Genomic DNA, 19,678 nt, shown 5'->3' on the forward strand with positions numbered 1-19,678 from the left:
CCGCAGCTCGTCCACGAAGGCCCGTACGACACGGGGCTCGTGCAGGTTGACCGTGTGCCCGTCCCGGTCGAAGACCAGACCGGAATGTGTGTAACCGCCGACGACCACACCGGGGAACACGATGTGCGCCACGGTCCCGTCCCGGTGCAGCGAGAGCACCTCCGTGCAGGGCCCGCCGGCGGTGTGCCGGTGCCGGACCTTCCACCGGTACTCCGTTCCGTCCGGCAGAACGAGCCGCCTGAGCCTGCGTTCGCTGCGCATCGGATCAGGGTAGACGGCTCGCCCCACGAACGGGTGAGTGGCCGTATGCGGGCTTCCGCGCCGTGGGTGGCGGTGGGACGCTGCGCTGTATGGGCCTGTCGAGGCGGATACGGCGCGAGGCGCGGGTTGTCGCTGTGGTGGGACTCGTCGGGGTGGTCGCAGGGGCCGCCGTGGCGTGCCAGCCCGGCGGACTCGGGTCCGCGACCGTCGCGTACACCACCGACCGGACGGCGACCGCCGCGCTGGAGCACCGGCAGGTGAACGTCGCCTGGCTGACCTGCACCGGCCGCGACGGCGACGACACGCGCGGCACCTCGCCCGCGCCGACCGAGACCACCGTCGTCTCCGTCGACTGCCGGGGCGAGACGGACGACGGGCGCAAGATCGTCGTCGCCGGGGTGGTGACCAAGGCCGTCGACGGGGCGTGCGTGCGCGGGGACCTTACGGCCAGGGTCGACGGCAGACAGGTGTTCCACGTCAACGGGCTCGGCAACTGCTCCGCCCCGCCCGGGCCGACGTACCACCCGCCCACCGCGGGACAGCCGAAGCCGACCGTCACCGTCACCGTCACGCAGACCGTCCGGCCCGTGCCGGGCAAGTGATCCGAAACCGGGAGCGGGGCAGCCGGTCGTTGCGTAGAGTGACGGGGTGACTCAGGCGGCCTATCTCCGGTTCCCCCATCTGCACGGCGACTTGGTGACGTTCGTCGCCGAGGACGACGTGTGGCTCGCGCCGCTCGACGGCGGCCGGGCCTGGCGGGTCAGCGCCGACAACACGCCGGTGACCCTGCCCCGGATATCGCCGGACGGAAGACACCTGGCCTGGACCTCCACCCGGGACGGCGCCCCCGAGGTGCATGTCGCCCCGGTCGACGGCGGCCCCGCCGAACGCCTGACGTACTGGGGCAACCGCCGCACGGAGGTGCGCGGTTGGACCGCCGACGGACGCGTGCTCACGCTCGGAGCGCACGGCCGGCACAGCTTCCGGCACACCTGGGCGTACGCCGTCCCGCTGGACGGCGGACCCGCCGAGACCCTGCCGTACGGGCCCGTCGGCGGTGTGGCCCCCGGCCCGGCCACCGTGCTGCTGTCCGCGCCGATGGGCCGCGAGGCCGCCCACTGGAAGCGCTACCGCGGCGGCACGGCCGGCAAGCTGTGGATCGACCGGGACGGCAGCGGGGAGTTCGTCCGGCTGCACGAGGAACTGGACGGCAACATCGAGCACCCGGTCTGGGCGGGCGAGCGGCTCGCCTTCCTCTCCGACCACGAGGGCACCGGCGCGTTGTACTCCTCCCTCGCCGACGGCTCCGACCTGCGCCGCCACACCCCCCTCGACGGCTTCTACGCCCGGCACGCGGCCGGCGACGGCACCCGCGTCGTCTACAGCTCCGCCGGTGAACTCTGGCTGCTGGACGACCTGGAGGGCGCCGAGCCGCGCCGCCTCGACGTACGGCTCGGCGGACCCCGCGTCGACCTGCGGCCGTACCCCGTCAACGCCGCCCACTGGTTCGGCGAGGCGTCCCCCGACCACACCGCGCGCGGCAGCGCCGTGTGCGTGCGCGGCGGCGTCCACTGGGTCACCCACCGCTCCGGTCCCGCCCGCGCCCTGGCCGCCGGCCCCGGCGTCCGCGCCCGGATGCCGCGCGCCTTCCGCGCCGAGGGCGAGGAGTGGGCGGTGTGGGTGACGGACGCCGAGGGCGAGGACGCCCTGGAGTTCGCCCCCGCGACCGGCACCGTGCCCGGCGCCCCGCCGCGCCGGCTCGCCGCCGGACAGCTCGGCCGGGTCCTGGAACTGGCCGTGGCACCCGACGGCAGCCGGGCCGCCGTCGCCGCGCACGACGGCCGGCTGCTGCTCGTGGAGCGGGAGACCGGCGAGGTCCGCGAGGTCGACCGCAGCGACGACGGCGAGGTCTCCGGCCTCGCGTTCTCCCCCGACTCCGGCTGGCTCGCCTGGGCCCACCCCGGCCCGCGCCCGCTCTCCCAGCTGCGCATCGCCCACACCACCGACCTCTCGGTCACCGAGGCGACCCCGCTCCGCTTCCAGGACTACGCGCCCGCCTTCACCCTCGACGGCAAACACCTCGCGTTCCTCTCCAACCGCGCCTTCGACCCGGTCTACGACGAGCACGTCTTCGACCTCGCGTTCGTGGTCGGCGCCCGCCCGCACCTGATCACCCTGGCCGCCACCACCCCCTCGCCGTTCGGCCCGCAGCGCCACGGCCGCCCCTTCGAGACCTCCGACAAGGACGAGACCCCCGACAGCGAGGGCACCCCCGCCACCCGCATCGACCCCGAGGGGCTCGCCGACCGGATCGTGCCCTTCCCGGTGGAGGCCGGCCGCTACTCCACCCTGCGCGCCGCCAAGGACGGCGTCCTGTGGCTGCGCCACCCGGTGCAGGGCGTCCTCGGTGCCTCCCGCGCCCATCCCGAGGACCCCGACCCGCACACCGAGCTGGAGCGCTACGACCTCGCCCAGCGCCGCCTGGAGCACCTCGCCTCCGACGCCGACCACTTCGAGGTCAGCGGCGACGGCAAACGCGTCCTGCTGTGGACCGACGGCCGGCTGCGGGTGGTCCCCAGCGACCGCCGTACCGGCACCGACGACGACGGCGACACCAGCGTCACCGTCGACCTCGCCCGGATCCGGCAGACCGTCGACCCGGCCGCCGAGTGGCGGCAGATGTACGACGAGACCGGCCGCCTCATGCGCGACCACTTCTGGCGCCCCGACCTGGGCGGCGTCGACTGGACCGGGGTCCTCGACCGCTACCGCCCGCTGCTCGGCCGCCTCGCCACCCACAGCGACCTGGTCGACCTGCTCTGGGAGGTGCACGGCGAACTCGGCACCTCGCACGCCTACGTCATGCCGCGCGGCGGCTCCGGCGGCGCCGGACACGGGCTGCTCGGCGCCGACATCTCCCGCCACGCGGACGGCAGCTGGCGCGTCGACCGGATCCTCCCCTCGGAGACCTCCGACCCGGACGCCCGCTCCCCGCTCGCCGCGCCCGGGGTCGCGGTCCGCCCCGGCGACGCGATCATCGCGGTCGCCGGCCACCCCGTGGACCCGGTGACGGGCCCCGGCCCGCTGCTCGCCGGCACGGCGGGCCACCCGGTGGAGCTGACCGTCTCCCCGGCCGGCGGCGGCGAACCCCGCCACACGGTCGTCGTCCCCGTCGCCGACGAGGAACCCCTGCGCTACCACGCCTGGGTGGCCGACCGCCGCGCCCACGTCCACGCGGCCTCCGCCGGCCGCCTCGGCTACCTGCACGTCCCCGACATGCAGGCCCCCGGCTGGGCCCAGATCCACCGCGACCTGCGGGTGGAGGTGGCCAGGGAGGGCCTGGTGGTCGACGTCCGCGAGAACCGCGGCGGCCACACCTCCCAGCTCGTGGTCGAGAAGCTGGCCCGCCGGATCATCGGCTGGGACCTGCCGCGCGGCATGCGCCCCACCAGCTACCCGCTGGACGCGCCCCGGGGTCCGGTCGTCGCCGTCGCCAACGAGTTCTCCGGCTCCGACGGCGACATCGTCAACGCGGCGATCAAGGCCCTCGGCATCGGCCCCGTCGTCGGCACCCGCACCTGGGGCGGCGTCATCGGCATCGACAGCCGCTACCGCCTCGTCGACGGCACGCTGGTGACCCAGCCGAAGTACGCGATGTGGCTGGAGGGCGTCGGGTGGGACGTGGAGAACCACGGGGTGGACCCGGACGTGGAGGTCGTCCAGAGGCCTCAGGACTGGGCGGAGGGCCGTGATGCCCAGCTGGACGAGGCGGTGCGGCTGGCGCTGGAGGCGCTGGAGTCGGCGCCCGCGAAAACACCGCCCGCGATGCCGGCCTGAGGGACGCGGGGCTTGATCGATATGCGGCTACGATGCCCACGGCATTGATCACAGGAGGCACACGCATGGCCGGAGAACCGCAGGACGACTGCCTGTTCTGCAAGATCGTCGCGGGTACGATCCCGGCGACGATCGTCCGTGAGACCGAGACGACCGTCGCCTTCCGGGACATAAACCCCCAGGCTCCCACCCACATCCTGGTGATCCCCAAGGCCCACTACGAGAACGCCGCCGCACTCGCCGCCGGCGCACCCCAACTCGCCGCCGACGTCCTCGTCGAGACCCGGACCGTGGCCGACGAGGAGAAGCTCGACAGCTACCGCCTCGTCTTCAACACCGGCAGCGGCGCCGGCCAGACCGTCTGGCACGCCCACGCGCACGTCCTCGGCGGCCGTGGCCTGCAGTGGCCCCCCGGGTAACCCACCGTGTCCGTACGTGAATTGGTCGTCCTCGGCACGGCCAGCCAGGTCCCGACCCGGCACCGCAACCACAACGGCTACCTGCTGCGCTGGGACGGCGAGGGCATCCTGTTCGACCCCGGCGAGGGCACGCAGCGGCAGATGCTCCGCGCCGGGGTCGCCGCCCACGACCTGAACCGGCTCTGCGTCACGCACTTCCACGGTGACCACTCCCTCGGCCTCGCGGGAGTCATCCAGCGGATCAACCTGGACCAGGTGCCGCACGAGGTCACCGCGCACTACCCGCGCTCGGGGCAGCGCTTCTTCGACCGCCTGCGCTACGCGACCGCCTACCGGGAGACGGTCCGCCTCACCGAGGCCCCGGTCGCCGCCGACGGCATCCTCGCGGTGACCCCGTCGTACACCCTGGAGGCCCGCAAGCTCTCCCACCCCGTCGAGTCCTACGGCTACCGCCTGATCGAACCCGACGGCCGCCGGATGCTGCCCGAGCGGCTCGCCGCGCACGGGGTCAAGGGCCCGGACGTGGGCCGCCTGCAGCGCGAGGGCCGGCTCGGGGACGTCACGCTGGACGACGTCAGCGAGGTCCGGCGCGGGCAGCGGTTCGCCTTCGTCATGGACACCCGGCTCTGCGACGGCGTGCACGCGCTCGCCGAGGGCTGCGACCTGCTCGTCATCGAGTCCACCTTCCTCGACGAGGACGTCGAACTCGCCGTCGACCACGGGCATCTGACGGCCGGGCAGGCCGCCGCCGTGGCCCGGGACGCGGGTGTACGGCACCTCGTCCTCACCCACTTCAGCCAGCGCTACACCGAACCCGAGGAGTTCGAGCGGCAGGCGCGGGCGGCCGGCTTCGAGGGCGAGCTGACCGTGGCGTACGACCTGCAGCGGGTGCCGGTTCCGAAACGGCGGTAAAGCGCCCGTACGATGCTTTGATGCCCCTCCCGAAAGCAGAACTGCACCTCCACATCGAAGGCACCCTGGAGCCGGAGCTCGCGTTCGAGCTGGCCGCCCGCAACGGTGTGACCCTCCCGTACGCGGACACCGAAGAACTCCGCGAGGCCTACCGGTTCAAGGATCTCCAGTCCTTCCTGAACCTGTACTACCAGCTGATGGCCGTCCTGCGTACCGAGCAGGACTTCGCCGACCTGGCGGACGCCTACCTCGCCCGGGCCGCCGCGCAGGGCGTGCGGCACGCGGAGATCTTCTTCGACCCGCAGGCCCACATCGCGCGCGGCCTGAGCCTCGGCACGGTGGTGGAGGGGCTGTGGCGGGCGCTCGGCGACAGCGAGCGGAACCACGGCGTCTCCACCAGGCTCATCATGTGCTTCCTGCGCGACGAGTCCGCCGACTCGGCGCTGGAGACCCTGCAGGCCGCCACGCCGTACCTGGACCGGATCACCGGTGTCGGCCTGGACTCCGCCGAGGTCGGGCATCCGCCGGCGAAGTTCCGCGAGGTCTACGAGGCCGCCGCCGCGCTCGGGCTGCGCCGGGTCGCGCACGCCGGTGAGGAGGGGCCGCCGGCGTACATCACCGAGGCGCTGGACGTGCTCGGCGTGGAGCGCGTCGACCACGGACTGCGCTGCCTGGAGGACCCGGCGCTGGTCGAGCGGCTGGTCCGGGAGCGGGTTCCGCTCACCCTGTGCCCGCTGTCCAACGTCCGGCTGCGCGCCGTGGACACCCTGGCCGACCACCCGCTGCCGGCCATGCTCGACGCCGGCCTGCTGTGCACGGTCAACTCCGACGACCCGGCGTACTTCGGCGGGTACGCGGGCGACAACTTCGACGCGGTGCGCTCGACGCTGGGCCTCGGTGAGGACCGGCTGCGCGAGCTGGCCCGCAACTCCTTCCTCGCCTCCTTCCTGGAGGACGACGAGGAGCGCAGGGCCCGCTACCTGGCCGAGGTCGACGCCTACACGTTCGGGGACGCGGTGTCGTAGGCGCGCTGTGCGGGTACGGCGGGCGACTCCACCGGGACCTCCACCACCGGGAGGTCCGCGACCGGCAGGGGCCGCCTGCCCGCCCGCAGCGCCACCGCCGTCATCGGTACGGCGATCAGCAGCAGCCCGGCGCCGAGCGTCCTCCCCATCGCCGGGAAGCCCGCCCAGGCCGCCAGCATGCTCCCGGTCAGCGGTCCCGCCGCCGTCCCCAGCGCGGACGCCGAGCCGACCAGGACCGTCCAGCGGCCCCTCGGGTCCAGGGAGGCGGCCAGGGCGATGACGTACGACAGGACGACCGGGTAGAGCAGGTTCCAGGCGATCTCGCCCGCCGCGAACGCCGGCAGATCCGTCGCCGCCGCGCTGAGCGCGATACAGCCGGCGATGAGTGCCGTACCGGCGCCGATGGGCACCGCGCGGCCCAGTCGCGGGCCGAGCGCGCCCGCGCCGACGACACCGAGGAGCCCGGCGCCCAGCGCGACCGCGAAGACCGCGCCGACGCTGACCTCGGTGAGACGCGCCTGGTCGAGACCGATCCGGCCGCTGACGCCCCACAGGGAGTTCTGGGCGAGGGACCAGAACGTCATGGCGGCGGCCAGCAGCAGGCCGGCGCGGGGGTGAGGGAGACGGTCGTACCCGACGGGCGTGCGGGCCGGGGCCGTACGGCCGGACAGGCGGGCGGTGAGCGGCCAGACGGCGAGCGCGGTCAGGGCGATGGCCGCGAGGGGGAGGCCGTGGCCGGGGCCGAGGCGGGGGATCGTCAGGTACAGGGCGCCCGCGAGGGCCGAGACGCCGAGCAGGCCCAGTGTGGTGACCCGGTGCGGATCCCGGTGGGCCGCGATGCCGCTCGCGGCGACCGCCGTGACCGTGCCGGACCCGAAGCCGCCGATGACCGCGCCCGCGACGACGGCGGGGACGGCGCCGGTGAGGGCGGCGCCGCCGTAGCCGAGGAAGGCGAGCGCGAGGCCCGCGCGGGCCAGGGTGCGGGGGCCGGTCCGGTCCACCCGCGAGGCGAGCAGGAAGCCCGCCGTCGCCGAACTCAGCAGCAGGGCACTGCCGATGGCCCCGGCCTCGGTGGTGCTGAGCGGGAGTCCGCCGGCGAGGCGGCCGACGGTGGTGGGCAGCAGGTAGGGGGCGAGGTACCCGGCCGTGAAGAGGGCGACGAGAGGCCAGGGCAGGGTGCGGGGGGCGGACACGGGCGTTCCCAGGGCAGGCGGAAGGAGCGGCTCGAAGAGGGGGGGAGAGGGGCGACGACCGTCGACGGACAGGAACGCGCGAGCAAGTTGTATCAAGCACGCGGTTCCGGAAGAAGTCCGGTGGGTGTGATCCGGACCACGGTTGTGTTTGGGGGTGGTGTGCGGGGGTAGGAGGCTCTAGCCTCTGTTCTCATATGTGGACGGTATTCATAAGGAGAGATGGCCAGTGAGCGGCGACCCGGCTCCGCAGGACGTGGCGCGGCGGCTGCGGGAGGGGATGGCGCGCGGTGTGCTGTCCTTCCCGCTCACCGCCTTCCACGACGACGGCACCCTCGATCCCGACGGCTTCCGCGCCCATGTCGAAGGCCGGCTCGCCGCCGGGCCCGGCGCCCTCTTCCCGGCCTGCGGCACCGGCGAGTTCTTCTCGCTGGACGAGGACGAGTACCGGACCGTCGTCACCCTCGCCGTGGAGGAGGCACACGGGCGCGTGCCCGTGGTGGCCGGCACCGGATACGGCTGGGCGCAGGCCGCCCGGTTCGCCCGGATCGCCGAGGAGGCCGGCGCCGACGCCCTGCTCGTGCTGCCCCACTATCTGACCGAGGCCCCGCAGGACGGCCTCGCCGCCCAGCTGGAACGGCTCGCCGCCCGCACCCGGCTGCCGCTGATCGCCTACCAGCGCGGCCAGGTCGCCTACACCGTCGGCTCGTTGCGCCGCCTCGCCCGCACCCCGAACGTCATCGGCCTCAAGGACGGCCACAGCGACCTGGACCGGCTCCAGCGCCTCACCCTCGCCGCCCCCGACGGCTTCCTGTTCTTCAACGGCGCCGCCACCGCCGAGATCCAGGCCCGCGCCTACGCCACCGTCGGCGTCCCCGCCTACTCCTCGGCCGTGCACGCCTTCGCCCCCGAGATCGCCGGCGCCTTCTTCGCCGCCCTGCGCGACGACGACCACGGCACCGTCGACAAGCTGCTGCGGGAGTTCTACGTCCCGTTCGTCGAACTCCGCGACCGCGTACCCGGATACGCCGTGTCCCTGGTGAAGACGGCGGCCCGGCTGCGCGGTCAGCGCGTCGGACCCGTGCGCGCCCCGCTCACCGACCCCTCGCCCGCCGACCTCGCCGACCTCAAGGCCCTCCTCACCGCCGGACTCGACCTCGTAGGAGCCTCCCTGTGACCCATGACCTGACCATCGCCGAGGTACGGCTGACGCCGATCCTGGTCGCCGACCCGCCGCTGCTCAACACCCAGGGCGTGCACCAGCCGTACACTCCCCGGCTGATCGTGGAGATCGTCACCGCCGACGGGACCACCGGGCTCGGCGAGACCTACGGCGACACCAAGTACCTGGAGCCGGCCCGGTCGCTGGCCGAACGGCTCGTCGGACGGTCGGTCATGGATGTGAACGGGCTGTTCGGGATCGACCTCGCCGTGGACGCCTCCCGGATCGAGGGGCAGGCGGACGCCGGCGGGCTGCGGGGCGTGCAGACCGCCGACAAGCTCCGGCTGTCCGTGCTGTCCGCCTTCGAGGTCGCCTGTCTCGACGCCCAGGGCAAGGTGCTAGGGCTGCCCGTGCACGCGCTGCTGGGCGGCAAGGTGCGGGAGGCGGTCGAGTACAGCGCCTACCTCTTCTACAAGTGGGCCGGACACCCGGCGGGCGTCCCCGCCGAGCCGGACGCGTGGGGTGCCGCGCTCGACCCGGCCGGGGTGGTGGAGCAGGCGCGCGTGCTCCAGGAGCGGCACGGGTTCGGCTCGTTCAAGCTCAAGGGCGGGGTCTTCCCGCCCGAGGAGGAGATCGCCGCCGTCCGCGCCCTCGCCGAGGCCTTCCCCGGACACCCGCTGCGGCTCGACCCCAACGGCGCCTGGTCCGTCGCGACCTCGCTGAAGGTGGCGAAGGAACTCGGGGACGTCCTGGAGTACCTGGAGGACCCGACGCTGGGCACGCCGGCCATGGCCGAGGTGGCCGCCGGCACGGAGGTCCCCCTCGCCACGAACATGTGCGTGACCACCTTCGGCGAGATCAGGGAGGCGTTCACGCGGGGCGCCGTGCAGGTCGTGCTCTCCGACCACCACTACTGGGGCGGGCTGCGCAACACCCAGCACCTCGCCGCGATCTGCGCCGCGTTCGGGGTCGGGGTGTCCATGCACTCCAACACCCACCTGGGCATCAGCCTCGCCGCGATGACCCAGGTGGCGGCCACCGTCCCGGGCCTGCACCACGCCTGCGACTCGCACTACCCCTGGCAGTCCGAGGACGTCCTCACCGAGCGGATCGCCTTCACGGACGGCCGGGTCGCGGTGTCCGACGCGCCCGGCCTCGGCGTCGAGCTGGACCGGGACGAACTGGCCCGGCTGCACCGGCGGTGGGCCGAGGACGACGGCGCGCTGCGGGACCGCGACGACGCGGCGGCGATGCGGGCGGCCCAACCGGACTGGCGGACACCGGTGATGCCCCGCTGGTGACCGGCGCCGCACGGGATCCCGGTGCGTGACCTGGTGCACACTGGCCAGAACCGCACCACGCCAGGGAGCGCACCGTGACGCCGTCGCACATTCTCACCGGAGAGGAACCGGACCACCTCACCCAGGCAGCGCGCTGCCAGACCCAGGTCGACCCGCTCGCCGCGCTGCGCGCCCCCGGCGACCCGCCCTGGGACGTCTATCTCACCGGCACCGTCTTCCTCGACATCATCTTCACCGGACTGGACTCGGCGCCGGTGCGCGGCACCGAGTCCTGGGCCCGGGGCATGGGCTCCAGCCCCGGCGGCGTCGCCAACATGGCCACCGCCCTGGCCCGGCTCGGCCTGCGGACCGCCCTCGCCGCGGCCTTCGGCGACGACCACTACGGCGAGTACTGCTGGGACGCGCTGGAGCAGGGCGAGGGCATCGACCTCTCGGCGTCGCGGACCGTGCCCGGCTGGCACTCCCCGGTGACCGTCTCCATGGCCTACGAGGGCGAGCGGACCATGGTCTCCCACGGGCACGAGCCGCCGCCGGCGGGCGTGTTCCTCCAGGACGGCGCCCCGGTCCGCCCGCCCCGCGCGCGGGCCGCCGTCGCCTCCCTCACCCCGGGCCGCAGCGAGCCGTGGATCGCAGGGGCTGCCCGCGCCGGAACCCGCATCTTCGCCGACGTCGGCTGGGACGAGACGGGCGCGTGGGACCTCGCCGGCCTCGCCGACCTGGAGCACTGCGAGGCGTTCCTGCCCAACGCGGAGGAGGCGAAGCGGTACACCGGCGCCGACTGCCCGCGGCTCGCCGCGCACGCCCTGACCGAGTACGTGCCGGTGGCCGTGGTGACCCTCGGGGCCCAGGGGGCGTACGCCGTGGACCGGCGGACCGGGGAGACGGCGGAGGTGCCGGCCATCGCGGTGGAGGCGCTGGACCCCACGGGGGCGGGGGACGTGTTCGTCGCCGGGTTCGTGACAGGGTCCCTGGCGGGCTGGCCGCTGGCCGACCGGCTGGCCTTCGCCGGGCTCACGGCCGCGCTGTCGGTGCAGGAGTTCGGGGGGTCGCTGTCCGCGCCGGGGTGGTCGGAGATCGGGGCGTGGTGGCGGCGCGTGCAGTCCCTTCCCGGGCAGGAACCGAGGGCGTTGCAGCGGTACGCGTTCCTGGAGGGGCTGGTGCCGGAGGAACTGGACCGGCCCTGGCCCTTGCGGAGGGCCGTGCCGACCATCGGGTTCCGCCGGTCCGGCTGAGCGGCCCGGCAGCGGTCCGATGAAAAGCCCTACGGGCTTGTCAGCCCCCCGTCGTACTCTTGATAGCGCGAGGCCGCCCTCAGCTACGCGGCCGTGACGAGGAGGAAGCGCAGGCCTTAAGCGCCGGCCCATGACTCAGACACCCACAGCTCACACCCCCGCGCAGGAGCAGGCACGAGCGCAGCTCACCGTCCCCGCCCAGCACCCCATGGTGACCGTGCTGGGTTCCGGTGACTCCCTCCTGCGCGTGATAGAGAAGGCATTCCCGGCGGCCGACATCCATGTCCGGGGCAATGAGATCAGCGCGGTCGGCGATCCGGCCGATGTCGCCCTGATCTCGCGCGTGTTCGACGAGATGATGCTGGTGCTCCGCACCGGGCAACCGATGACGGAGGACGCAGTGGAACGCTCGATCGCCATGCTCAAGGCGAGCGAGAACGGGACGAGCGACGGGCCCGAGACCCCGGCGCAGGTGCTGACGCAGAACATCCTGTCCTCGCGTGGCCGCACGATCCGCCCCAAGACCCTCAACCAGAAGCGGTACGTCGACGCGATCGACAAGCACACGATCGTCTTCGGCATCGGCCCCGCCGGTACCGGCAAGACCTACCTGGCCATGGCCAAGGCCGTACAGGCCCTCCAGTCCAAGCAGGTCAACCGGATCATCCTGACGCGGCCGGCCGTGGAGGCGGGCGAGCGCCTCGGCTTCCTGCCCGGCACGCTCTACGAGAAGATCGACCCCTACCTGCGCCCGCTGTACGACGCGCTGCACGACATGCTCGACCCGGACTCGATCCCCCGCCTGATGGCGGCCGGGACGATCGAGGTCGCGCCGCTCGCCTACATGCGCGGCCGTACGCTCAACGACGCCTTCATCATCCTGGACGAGGCCCAGAACACGAGCCCCGAGCAGATGAAGATGTTCCTCACCCGCCTCGGCTTCGACTCGAAGATCGTGATCACCGGTGACGTGACGCAGGTCGACCTGCCGAACGGCACCAAGAGCGGTCTGCGGCAGGTGCAGGAGATCCTGGAGGGCGTGGAGGACGTCCACTTCTCCCGGCTGTCGTCCCACGATGTCGTACGGCACAAGCTGGTGGGCCGTATCGTCGACGCGTACGAGGTGTACGACAGCAAGCACGGCACCGAGAACGGCACCCACAAGGGCGGCCGGGGCCGGTCCGGGCACAAGGGGAAGTAGAGACACGGCACCACCATGTCGATCGACGTCAACAACGAGTCCGGCACCGAGGTAGACGAGCAGGCGATCCTCGACATCGCCCGCTACGCGCTCGCGCGGATGCGCATCCACCCGCTCTCCGAGCTCTCGGTGATCGTCGTGGACGCCGACGCCATGGAGCAGCTGCACATCCAGTGGATGGACCTGCCGGGTCCGACCGATGTCATGTCGTTCCCGATGGACGAGCTGCGCCCGCCGTCCAAGGACGACGACGAGCCGCCGCAGGGGCTGCTCGGTGACATCGTGCTGTGCCCGGAGGTCGCCGCCAGGCAGGGGGCGGAAGCCCCGACGCAGCACTCCATGGACGAGGAGCTCCAGCTGCTCACCGTCCACGGAGTGCTGCACCTGCTGGGGTACGACCACGAGGAGCCCGACGAGAAGGCCGAGATGTTCGGGCTCCAGGCGGCCATCGTGGACGGGTGGCGGGCCGAGCGCGGCCTGACCGGGCCCTCCCCGGCGCCGACCGTCTCGTAAGCCGCCCATGTCCGTGCAGATCGTGGTCGGCGCGATCGCGCTGGTCGTCGTCGCCTGGCTCGCCGCCTGCGCGGAGGCGGGCCTCGCGCGCGTCTCCAGCTTCCGCGCCGAGGAGGCCGTGAAGTCCGGACGGCGGGGCGGCGCCAAGCTCGCCCAGGTCGCCGCCGACCCCACCCGCTATCTGAACGTGGCCCTGCTGGTCCGCGTGGCCTGCGAGATGGCCGCCGCGGCCCTGGTGACGTACGCCTGTCTGCAGGAGTTCACCGCCACCTGGCAGGCCCTGCTGATCGCCATCGGCGTGATGGTGCTCGTGTCGTACGTCGCCGTCGGCGTCTCCCCGCGCACCATCGGCCGCCAGCACCCCCTGAACACGGCGACCGTGGCGGCGTACGTGCTGCTGCCGCTGGCCCGGATCATGGGGCCCGTTCCCTCCCTGCTGATCCTCATCGGCAACGCGCTGACACCCGGCAAGGGCTTCCGGCGCGGCCCCTTCGCCTCCGAGGCGGAGCTGCGCGCGCTGGTCGACCTCGCGGAGAAGGAGTCGCTGATCGAGGACGAGGAGCGCCGGATGGTGCACTCCGTCTTCGAGCTGGGCGACACCCTGGTCCGCGAGGTGATGGTGCCGCGCACCGACCTGGTCGTCATCGAGCGGTACAAGACCATCCGGCAGGCCCTCACCCTCGCCCTGCGTTCCGGGTTCTCCCGGATCCCGGTCACCGGCGAGAGCGAGGACGACATCGTCGGGATCGTGTACCTGAAGGACCTGGTCCGCAAGACGCACATCAGCCGCGAGGCGGAGAGCGACCTGGTGTCCACGGCCATGCGCCCGGCCGTCTTCGTGCCCGACACCAAGAACGCCGGCGACCTGCTGCGCGAGATGCAGAAGGAACGCAACCACGTCGCCGTCGTCATCGACGAGTACGGCGGCACCGCCGGCATCGTCACCATCGAGGACATCCTGGAGGAGATCGTCGGCGAGATCACCGACGAGTACGACCGGGAACTGCCGCCCGTGGAGGACCTCGGCGACGACCGCTTCCGGGTCACGGCCCGCCTGGACATCACCGACCTCGGCGAGCTGTACGGCCTGGAGGAGTACGACGACGAGGACGTGGAGACCGTCGGCGGACTGCTCGCCAAGGCGCTCGGCCGGGTGCCCATCGCCGGTGCCTGGGCCGAGGTCGAACTGCCCGACGCGCGCCGTCTGCGGCTCACCGCGGAGGCCGCCGCCGGCCGCCGGAACAAGATCGTCACGGTGCTGGTGGAGCCGGTGCCCGGGCCCGTCGCCGGGGAGGGCGAACGCGAGTGACCCCCCAGGAGCTGCGCGCCTTCTGCCTGTCCTTCAACGCGGTCGTGGAGGACTTCCCGTTCAATCCGGAGACCTCGGTCTTCAAGGTGCTGGGCAAGATGTTCGCCCTGAGCAGGCTGGACGCGCGGCCTCTGACGGTCAACCTCAAGTGCGACCCGGAGGACGCGGTCCGGCTGCGCGGCGAGCACGAGGGCCTGATCGCCCCCGGCTACCACATGAACAAGCGGCACTGGAACACCGTGACGGTCGACGCGCAGCTCCCGGACCGGCTGGTCCGGGAGCTGATCGAGGACTCGTACGACCTGGTGGTCGCCGGTCTACCGCGTGCCGAGCGGCTGCGGCTCGACCGTCCGTGACCTGAGGCCGAGGCCGATCAGGACGGCGGCGGCGAGCACGATGGCCGCGTCCAGGGCGAGGACCGTGTGCGCCCCGCTCAGCAGGTCGCCGGAGGTGGTGGCCAGCACGCCCAGCAGCGGGATGCCGACCGTGAGGCCGACCTGCTGGGTGGACGTCACCAGGCCGGTGGCCAGGCCCTGCTCCTCGTCCGGGACACCGGAGGTGACGGTGAGCCCGTACGAGATGATCGCGCCCAGGTGGCACATGCTCGCCAGGGACACCGCGGCCGTGGCGAGCCACACCGACCAGGTGTGGGCGTTCAGCAGGAGCAGGGTCGCCACCAGCGCGCCCTGACCGGCCAGCGAGCCGACCAGGGTGCGGCGGGCGCCGAACCGGCCGATGACCTTGGCCGCGAGGGTGCCGGCGACGGCCGACAGGATGCCCTGGACGCCGAAGACCAGGCCCGTCTCGAACGCCGACAGACGCAGGATCTCCTGCAGGTACAGGGTCAGTACGAAGATCACCGTCGACATCATCGAGAAGGTGACCAGACCACCCAGATTGCCCCAGGCCACCGTGCGGCGGCGCAGCATGGGCAGCGAGACCAGGGGCGCCGCCGAGCGGGACTCGATCACGGTGAACGCGGTCAGCAGCAGGAGGCCGGCGACCAGCGCCGCGATGACGTCCGCGCGGCCGAAGCCGTGGTCGGCGGCCGTGGACAGGGCGTAGATCAGGGACAGCAGGCCGGCGGTGACGGTGACCGCGCCGGGCACGTCCAGGCGCGGGCGGTCCGGGGTGCGCGACTCCGGCAGCAGGCCGGGCGCGAGCGGCAGGACGATCACGGCGAACACCGTGAGCAGGGCCATCGTGGAGCGCCAGCCGAGCGTGTCCGTCAGCACCCCGCCCGCGATCATGCCGACGGTGAAGCCCAGGGACAGCAGCGTGCCGGAGATGCCGAGGGCGCGGTCCCGGGCCGGGCCCTCCGGGAACGTGGTGGTCAGCAGGGACATGCCGGTCGGCACGATCGCCGCCGCGGCGAGGCCCTGCAGCGCGCGTCCGGCGAGGAAGGACGCCGGGTCCCAGGCCAGGGTGGCCAGCAGCGAGGCCGCGCCGAACAGGGCCAGGCCGGTCAGGAACAGTCGGCGGCGGCCGTACAGGTCGCCGATGCGGCCGAAGAGGAGCAGGAAACCGCCGGACGGCAGCGCGAACGCGGTGACCGCCCACTGCAGGGCGGACTGGCTCATGCCGAGGTCGCGGCCGAGATCGGGCAGCGCCACGTTGAGGACGGAGAAGTCGAGCGCGACCATGAACTGGGCCGCGCACAGGACGAACAGGACGAGCTTGTCGCGCGTCGACAGCCGGGGGTTGCCGAGCGGTTCGCCCGTGGAAGCGGACGGTGGGGTGGTGGTGGTGTCGATCGCCATGCGTCGAGCATCCGGCGATCGGAATACGGCTGGGGAGTCGCAACTTATGGTGGTGGTGGCACCACCAGACACGACGGGGGAGGAGCGGGACGTGCCTGCTGCGGAGGCGGCGAAGAGCCAACGGCGGAGCGAGCTGCGAGAGTTCCTGATGAGCCGGCGGGCCCGGGTCAGTCCCGAGGAGGCCGGACTGCCGGGCGGCGGCGGCCGGCGCCGTACGCCGGGGCTTCGCCGGGAGGAGGTCGCCGTGCTCGCCGGGGTGGGCGCCTCCTGGTACCAGTGGCTGGAGCAGGGGCGGGACATCTCCGTCTCCCCGCAGGTCCTCGACGCCGTCGCCCGGGTGCTCCGGCTCAGCGACGCCGAACGCCGGCACCTGTATCTGCTGGCCGGGCTGAACCCGCCGACGCCCGAGATCGTCCCCGACCGGCGGGACATGTGCGAGGGGCTGCGGCGGCTGATCGACACGTGGATGCCGTATCCGGCGCACATCATGGACGCGTACTACAACTGCGTGATGTACAACGACGCGGCGGCGCTCGTGCTCGGGATGCGGCCGGAGAACACCCAGAACTGCCTGGTCGACTTCTTCGTCGATCCGCTGTACCGGTCGCGGAGCGGCAGCTGGGAGGAGAACGCGCGGACGGTCGTGGCGCAGTTCCGGGCCGCCTGCGCGGCCCGGCCGGACGACGAGGGGTTCCGGGCGGTGCTCGCCGAGGCGTCGGCGCGCAGCCCCGAGTTCGTGGCGCTGTGGGCCGAGCGGGACATCGAGGAACAGGGGCAGATCCGCAAGGAGCTGGACCATCCGCTGGTCGGGCTGCTGGTCGTGGAGTCGACCGCGCTGAAGGTGCCGGCCCGGCCCGATCTGATGATCGTGCTCCACACCCCGCTGGACGAGGCGAACACCGCGGCGAAACTGGAGTGGCTGGCCTCTCCCGAGGGCCGGCGGGGCGCCATGTACCCCGTGGCGGGGTGAACCCGCCGTGGCTTCGTATGCTCTGGGCATGACCGAGAGCAACGCGCTTGACCCCGAGGACCGCAAGATCGTCACCCTGGCCCGTTCCGCGCGGGCGCGCAACGGCGTGCCCGAGGGGGCGGCCGTACGGGACGAGACCGGGCGCACGTATGTCGCCGGGTCGGTGGAGCTCGCTTCGCTGAAGCTCAGCGCGTTGCGTACGGCTGTCGCCATGGCCGTGGCCTCGGGGGCCGCGTCGTTGGAGGCGGCGGCCGTGGTGAGCGAGGCGGAGGCGCTGCCGGCCGAGGACCTGGCCGCCGTCGCCGACCTCGGCGGGTCCGGGACGCCGGTGCTGCTGGCCTCGCCCGACGGGACCGTGCGGGCCACCGTCTCCGCCGGCTGAACCGACCGAACAAAAGGTCGGCTGGAATTCAACCTTGTTGGGTTCCTGCTGTCGCGCATCAATGGGGCCATACGTCCCGACGGACCGTCAGATCCGCACCGCCGTGCAGTGCGCCCGCACCCGCCTGCGCAGGCCTCCCCGCCCGTCGGCCGTCCCCCACATGGCACTCGCCCCACACGGAAAGGGAAGCGGATCCCCATGAGAGGCAAGCGCACGGCAACAGGTGCGGCACTGGCCGCCGGGGCCCTCGCGGTCACCGGACTCGCCTTCGCGCCCACCGCGGCCGCCGTCACTCCCCAGTCGGCGACCATCAACGCGAGCTGCGGCATCTTCGGCGGCGGTGCGGCCACGCTCACCGCCACCCAGAGCGGCACCTCGGCCACCGTCACCCTCACCTCCACCGCGATCAAGGCGCCGGTCGCGGTGGCCCAGGACTCGATCACCTCCACGCTCACCCTGGTCAAGGCGAGCGGCGGCACCACCGTCTTCACCGGGACGAAGAACCCGGCCATGGCCAGCGGCGCCGCGGTCAGCGTCGGCCCCCTCCCCGGCACCGTGGCCTCCGGTGACAGCCTGGAGGCGTACGGCGGCTCACTGAAGATGGTGATCTTCGGGGTCACCGTGACCTGCAAGGCCTCCGCCAAGCAGTCGCCCGGCCCGTTCGTCTTCGACTGACCGAACTGAGTGATGTGTTCCGGATGCCGCAGAAACTGATGATCAGTCAGATTTCTGCGGCATCTCCATTGACTTCTCACCCCCGCTCCACATCAATGCCCCCTGTCGGCGCAGATGAGCCGCTGCGCCCGCAACCCTCAGGAGGGGGCCCATGGGTTCGACACCCCGAAGAGCCCGACGGTGGCGCTGGGCGTCACTGCTCGGGTCGACCGCCCTCGCGGTCACCGCGGGCGGCGCGCTGGCCTGTCCGGCCGGCGCCGCCGGCACGAACGTGGACTTCGCCACGCACTGCATTCCGCCGGCCGTCGCGGGCATCCCGCCGATCGACGGCACCACCACCGCGAACGTGTCGGTGGACAACACCAGTCCCAAGGTCGGCGACACGGTCACCGTGACCTACACCGTGGTCACGGCCGCCGCCAGCAACCCCACCGACCTGGCCCTGCCGGCCGACATCATGACCCCGACGGGGAAGGTGACGCTCGGCGGCGCCCAGAGCGGTGACGTCACCGTCACCGGCCCGAAGAAGAACCCGCCGGTGCCGGGGAAGGCCGCCTTCCCGTCCTTCTCCATGACCGGCACGTTCACCGTCACCAAGGCCGGGAAGATCACCCTCTCGCCCGGCGACTACAACATCCACACCAGCTACATCCTGGAGCTGGACACCCCCTGCACGGTCATCACCCCGCCCGCCCCGGTCTCGGAGTCCGTCACCGCGACCGACGGCACCCCCGCCAACACCCGTGCCATCTCGCTGAGTTCGGCCTCCGGTGACCCCGGCGCCGGCGTCACGGTCAGCGGCAGCAACTTCACGCCGGGCGCGACCGTCACCCTGGCCGGGCGGGCCGGGGGCACGCAGACCGCGGACACCGCGACCGTGACCGCGAACGCCCAGGGCTCCTTCAGCGGCTCCCTCGTCGTCAAAGACAGGACGACGACCGGGATCGTGGCCTACGAGGGCAGCTCCTGGAACGCGGACAAGGGCGCCGGGCCCGCGGCCTACGTCGTCAACGACAACACACCCGTCCCGGCCGGCAGCCAGAAGCTGACCACCACCGTCAAGGCGGGCACCCTGTCCATGTCCCAGGCCGGGGACTCCGTCGCCCTGTCGGCGGTCGACTTCGGCCGGGGCGGGGCCTCGAACGGCCGCCTCAACACGGTGACCGTCAAGGACTTCCGCGGCGGACCCGCGGGCTGGTCCCTGACCGGCAAGGTCACCGACTTCACCGGACCCGGCGCCAAGATCGACGCCGGGAAGCTGAGCTGGACGCCGGCCTGCGCGACCAAGGCGGGCAGCCCCAGCACCTGCAAGGCCGGTTCGGCGGGCACTGTGGGCAGCTCGGGAGCGACCCTCGCGTCCACCCCGAACGGCACGCTCACCGGCGGCGAGTTCACCGTCGACGCCGGGCTCGCCCTGGACGTACCGGCGTTCACGCCTCCTGGCGCGTACTCCGGCGTGCTCACGCTGACGCTCACCTGAGCGTACGGGCGTCCGCACCCGCCCGTTCCCCTGTCCCTCGTCCCTGGGG

General features: G+C 72.9%; 18 protein-coding genes. 16 read left to right on the forward strand and 2 right to left on the reverse strand.

Annotated elements, in window-relative coordinates; all coding sequences use genetic code 11:
- The first annotated feature begins 350 nt into the window (after nucleotides 1–350).
- From ABZ937_RS33060 to ABZ937_RS33080, 5 genes are all read left to right on the forward strand, one after another.
- Nucleotides 351–863 carry a hypothetical protein gene (locus ABZ937_RS33060; protein ID WP_361697209.1) on the forward strand — a complete coding sequence of 171 codons (513 nt, stop codon included), beginning with the start codon at nucleotides 351–353 and terminating at the stop codon, nucleotides 861–863.
- 46 nt (nucleotides 864–909) lie between these two features.
- Nucleotides 910–4,098, forward strand: a complete 3,189-nt coding sequence (locus tag ABZ937_RS33065; RefSeq protein WP_361697211.1) for a PDZ domain-containing protein — start codon at nucleotides 910–912, stop codon at nucleotides 4,096–4,098.
- A gap of 65 nt (nucleotides 4,099–4,163) precedes the next feature.
- Nucleotides 4,164–4,517 carry a histidine triad nucleotide-binding protein gene (locus tag ABZ937_RS33070; RefSeq protein ID WP_361697213.1) on the forward strand — a complete coding sequence of 118 codons (354 nt, stop codon included), beginning with the start codon at nucleotides 4,164–4,166 and terminating at the stop codon, nucleotides 4,515–4,517.
- Nucleotides 4,518–4,523: 6 nt separating this feature from the next.
- Nucleotides 4,524–5,429: a ribonuclease Z gene (locus tag ABZ937_RS33075; RefSeq protein ID WP_361697215.1), complete on the forward strand. Its 906-nt coding sequence runs from the start codon at nucleotides 4,524–4,526 to the stop codon at nucleotides 5,427–5,429.
- A 20-nt stretch (nucleotides 5,430–5,449) separates the two neighbouring features.
- On the forward strand, nucleotides 5,450–6,454 hold the full coding sequence (locus ABZ937_RS33080; RefSeq protein WP_361697217.1) for an adenosine deaminase: 1,005 nt from the start codon (nucleotides 5,450–5,452) through the stop codon (nucleotides 6,452–6,454).
- On the opposite strand, the gene ABZ937_RS33085 is transcribed toward ABZ937_RS33080, so the two are convergent.
- Nucleotides 6,427–7,647: an MFS transporter gene (locus ABZ937_RS33085; protein WP_361697219.1), complete on the reverse strand. Its 1,221-nt coding sequence runs from the start codon at nucleotides 7,645–7,647 to the stop codon at nucleotides 6,427–6,429. The two genes, ABZ937_RS33080 and ABZ937_RS33085, sit on opposite strands and share 28 nt — an antisense overlap.
- Nucleotides 7,648–7,924: 277 nt before the next feature.
- Between ABZ937_RS33085 and ABZ937_RS33090 the strand changes: the two genes are divergently transcribed.
- The 7 genes from ABZ937_RS33090 to ABZ937_RS33120 all read left to right on the forward strand — a co-directional run bounded on the left by ABZ937_RS33090 (nucleotide 7,925) and on the right by ABZ937_RS33120 (nucleotide 14,718).
- Nucleotides 7,925–8,821 carry a 5-dehydro-4-deoxyglucarate dehydratase gene (locus ABZ937_RS33090; protein ID WP_361697285.1) on the forward strand — a complete coding sequence of 299 codons (897 nt, stop codon included), beginning with the start codon at nucleotides 7,925–7,927 and terminating at the stop codon, nucleotides 8,819–8,821.
- Nucleotides 8,818–10,107 (forward strand): glucarate dehydratase family protein, encoded by a 1,290-nt coding sequence (locus ABZ937_RS33095; RefSeq protein ID WP_361697221.1) that lies wholly within the window; start codon nucleotides 8,818–8,820, stop codon nucleotides 10,105–10,107. The genes ABZ937_RS33090 and ABZ937_RS33095 overlap by 4 nt, the downstream gene beginning before the upstream one ends.
- A gap of 89 nt (nucleotides 10,108–10,196) precedes the next feature.
- A complete protein-coding gene (locus ABZ937_RS33100) occupies nucleotides 10,197–11,339 on the forward strand; it encodes a PfkB family carbohydrate kinase (protein WP_361697287.1) in 1,143 nt (380 codons plus the stop codon).
- 130 nt (nucleotides 11,340–11,469) lie between these two features.
- A complete protein-coding gene (locus tag ABZ937_RS33105) occupies nucleotides 11,470–12,540 on the forward strand; it encodes a PhoH family protein (protein WP_361697223.1) in 1,071 nt (356 codons plus the stop codon).
- Between the two features lie 15 nt (nucleotides 12,541–12,555).
- Entirely contained in the window at nucleotides 12,556–13,053 is a 498-nt protein-coding gene (gene ybeY, locus ABZ937_RS33110; RefSeq protein WP_361697225.1) for an rRNA maturation RNase YbeY, read from the forward strand.
- A 7-nt stretch (nucleotides 13,054–13,060) separates the two neighbouring features.
- Nucleotides 13,061–14,362, forward strand: a complete 1,302-nt coding sequence (locus tag ABZ937_RS33115) for a hemolysin family protein (protein WP_361697227.1) — start codon at nucleotides 13,061–13,063, stop codon at nucleotides 14,360–14,362.
- Entirely contained in the window at nucleotides 14,359–14,718 is a 360-nt protein-coding gene (locus tag ABZ937_RS33120; RefSeq protein WP_361697229.1) for an MmcQ/YjbR family DNA-binding protein, read from the forward strand. The genes ABZ937_RS33115 and ABZ937_RS33120 overlap by 4 nt, the downstream gene beginning before the upstream one ends.
- On the opposite strand, the gene ABZ937_RS33125 is transcribed toward ABZ937_RS33120, so the two are convergent.
- Nucleotides 14,680–16,122 (reverse strand): MFS transporter, encoded by a 1,443-nt coding sequence (locus ABZ937_RS33125; RefSeq protein WP_361697231.1) that lies wholly within the window; start codon nucleotides 16,120–16,122, stop codon nucleotides 14,680–14,682. The genes ABZ937_RS33120 and ABZ937_RS33125 overlap by 39 nt on opposite strands.
- A gap of 148 nt (nucleotides 16,123–16,270) precedes the next feature.
- Between ABZ937_RS33125 and ABZ937_RS33130 the strand changes: the two genes are divergently transcribed.
- From ABZ937_RS33130 to ABZ937_RS33145, 4 genes are all read left to right on the forward strand, one after another.
- Entirely contained in the window at nucleotides 16,271–17,092 is an 822-nt protein-coding gene (locus ABZ937_RS33130; protein ID WP_361697289.1) for a helix-turn-helix transcriptional regulator, read from the forward strand.
- Between the two features lie 28 nt (nucleotides 17,093–17,120).
- Nucleotides 17,121–17,474 carry a cytidine deaminase gene (locus ABZ937_RS33135; RefSeq protein ID WP_361697233.1) on the forward strand — a complete coding sequence of 118 codons (354 nt, stop codon included), beginning with the start codon at nucleotides 17,121–17,123 and terminating at the stop codon, nucleotides 17,472–17,474.
- A 198-nt stretch (nucleotides 17,475–17,672) separates the two neighbouring features.
- Nucleotides 17,673–18,149 (forward strand): hypothetical protein, encoded by a 477-nt coding sequence (locus tag ABZ937_RS33140; RefSeq protein ID WP_361697235.1) that lies wholly within the window; start codon nucleotides 17,673–17,675, stop codon nucleotides 18,147–18,149.
- Nucleotides 18,150–18,300: 151 nt separating this feature from the next.
- Complete coding sequence (locus ABZ937_RS33145; RefSeq protein ID WP_361697237.1) at nucleotides 18,301–19,629, forward strand: beta-xylosidase; 1,329 nt, start codon at nucleotides 18,301–18,303, stop codon at nucleotides 19,627–19,629.
- Nucleotides 19,630–19,678: the final 49 nt, after the last annotated feature.

The organism is Streptomyces sp. NPDC046727 (assembly GCF_040645635.1).
Lineage (GTDB): Bacteria > Actinomycetota > Actinomycetes > Streptomycetales > Streptomycetaceae > Streptomyces.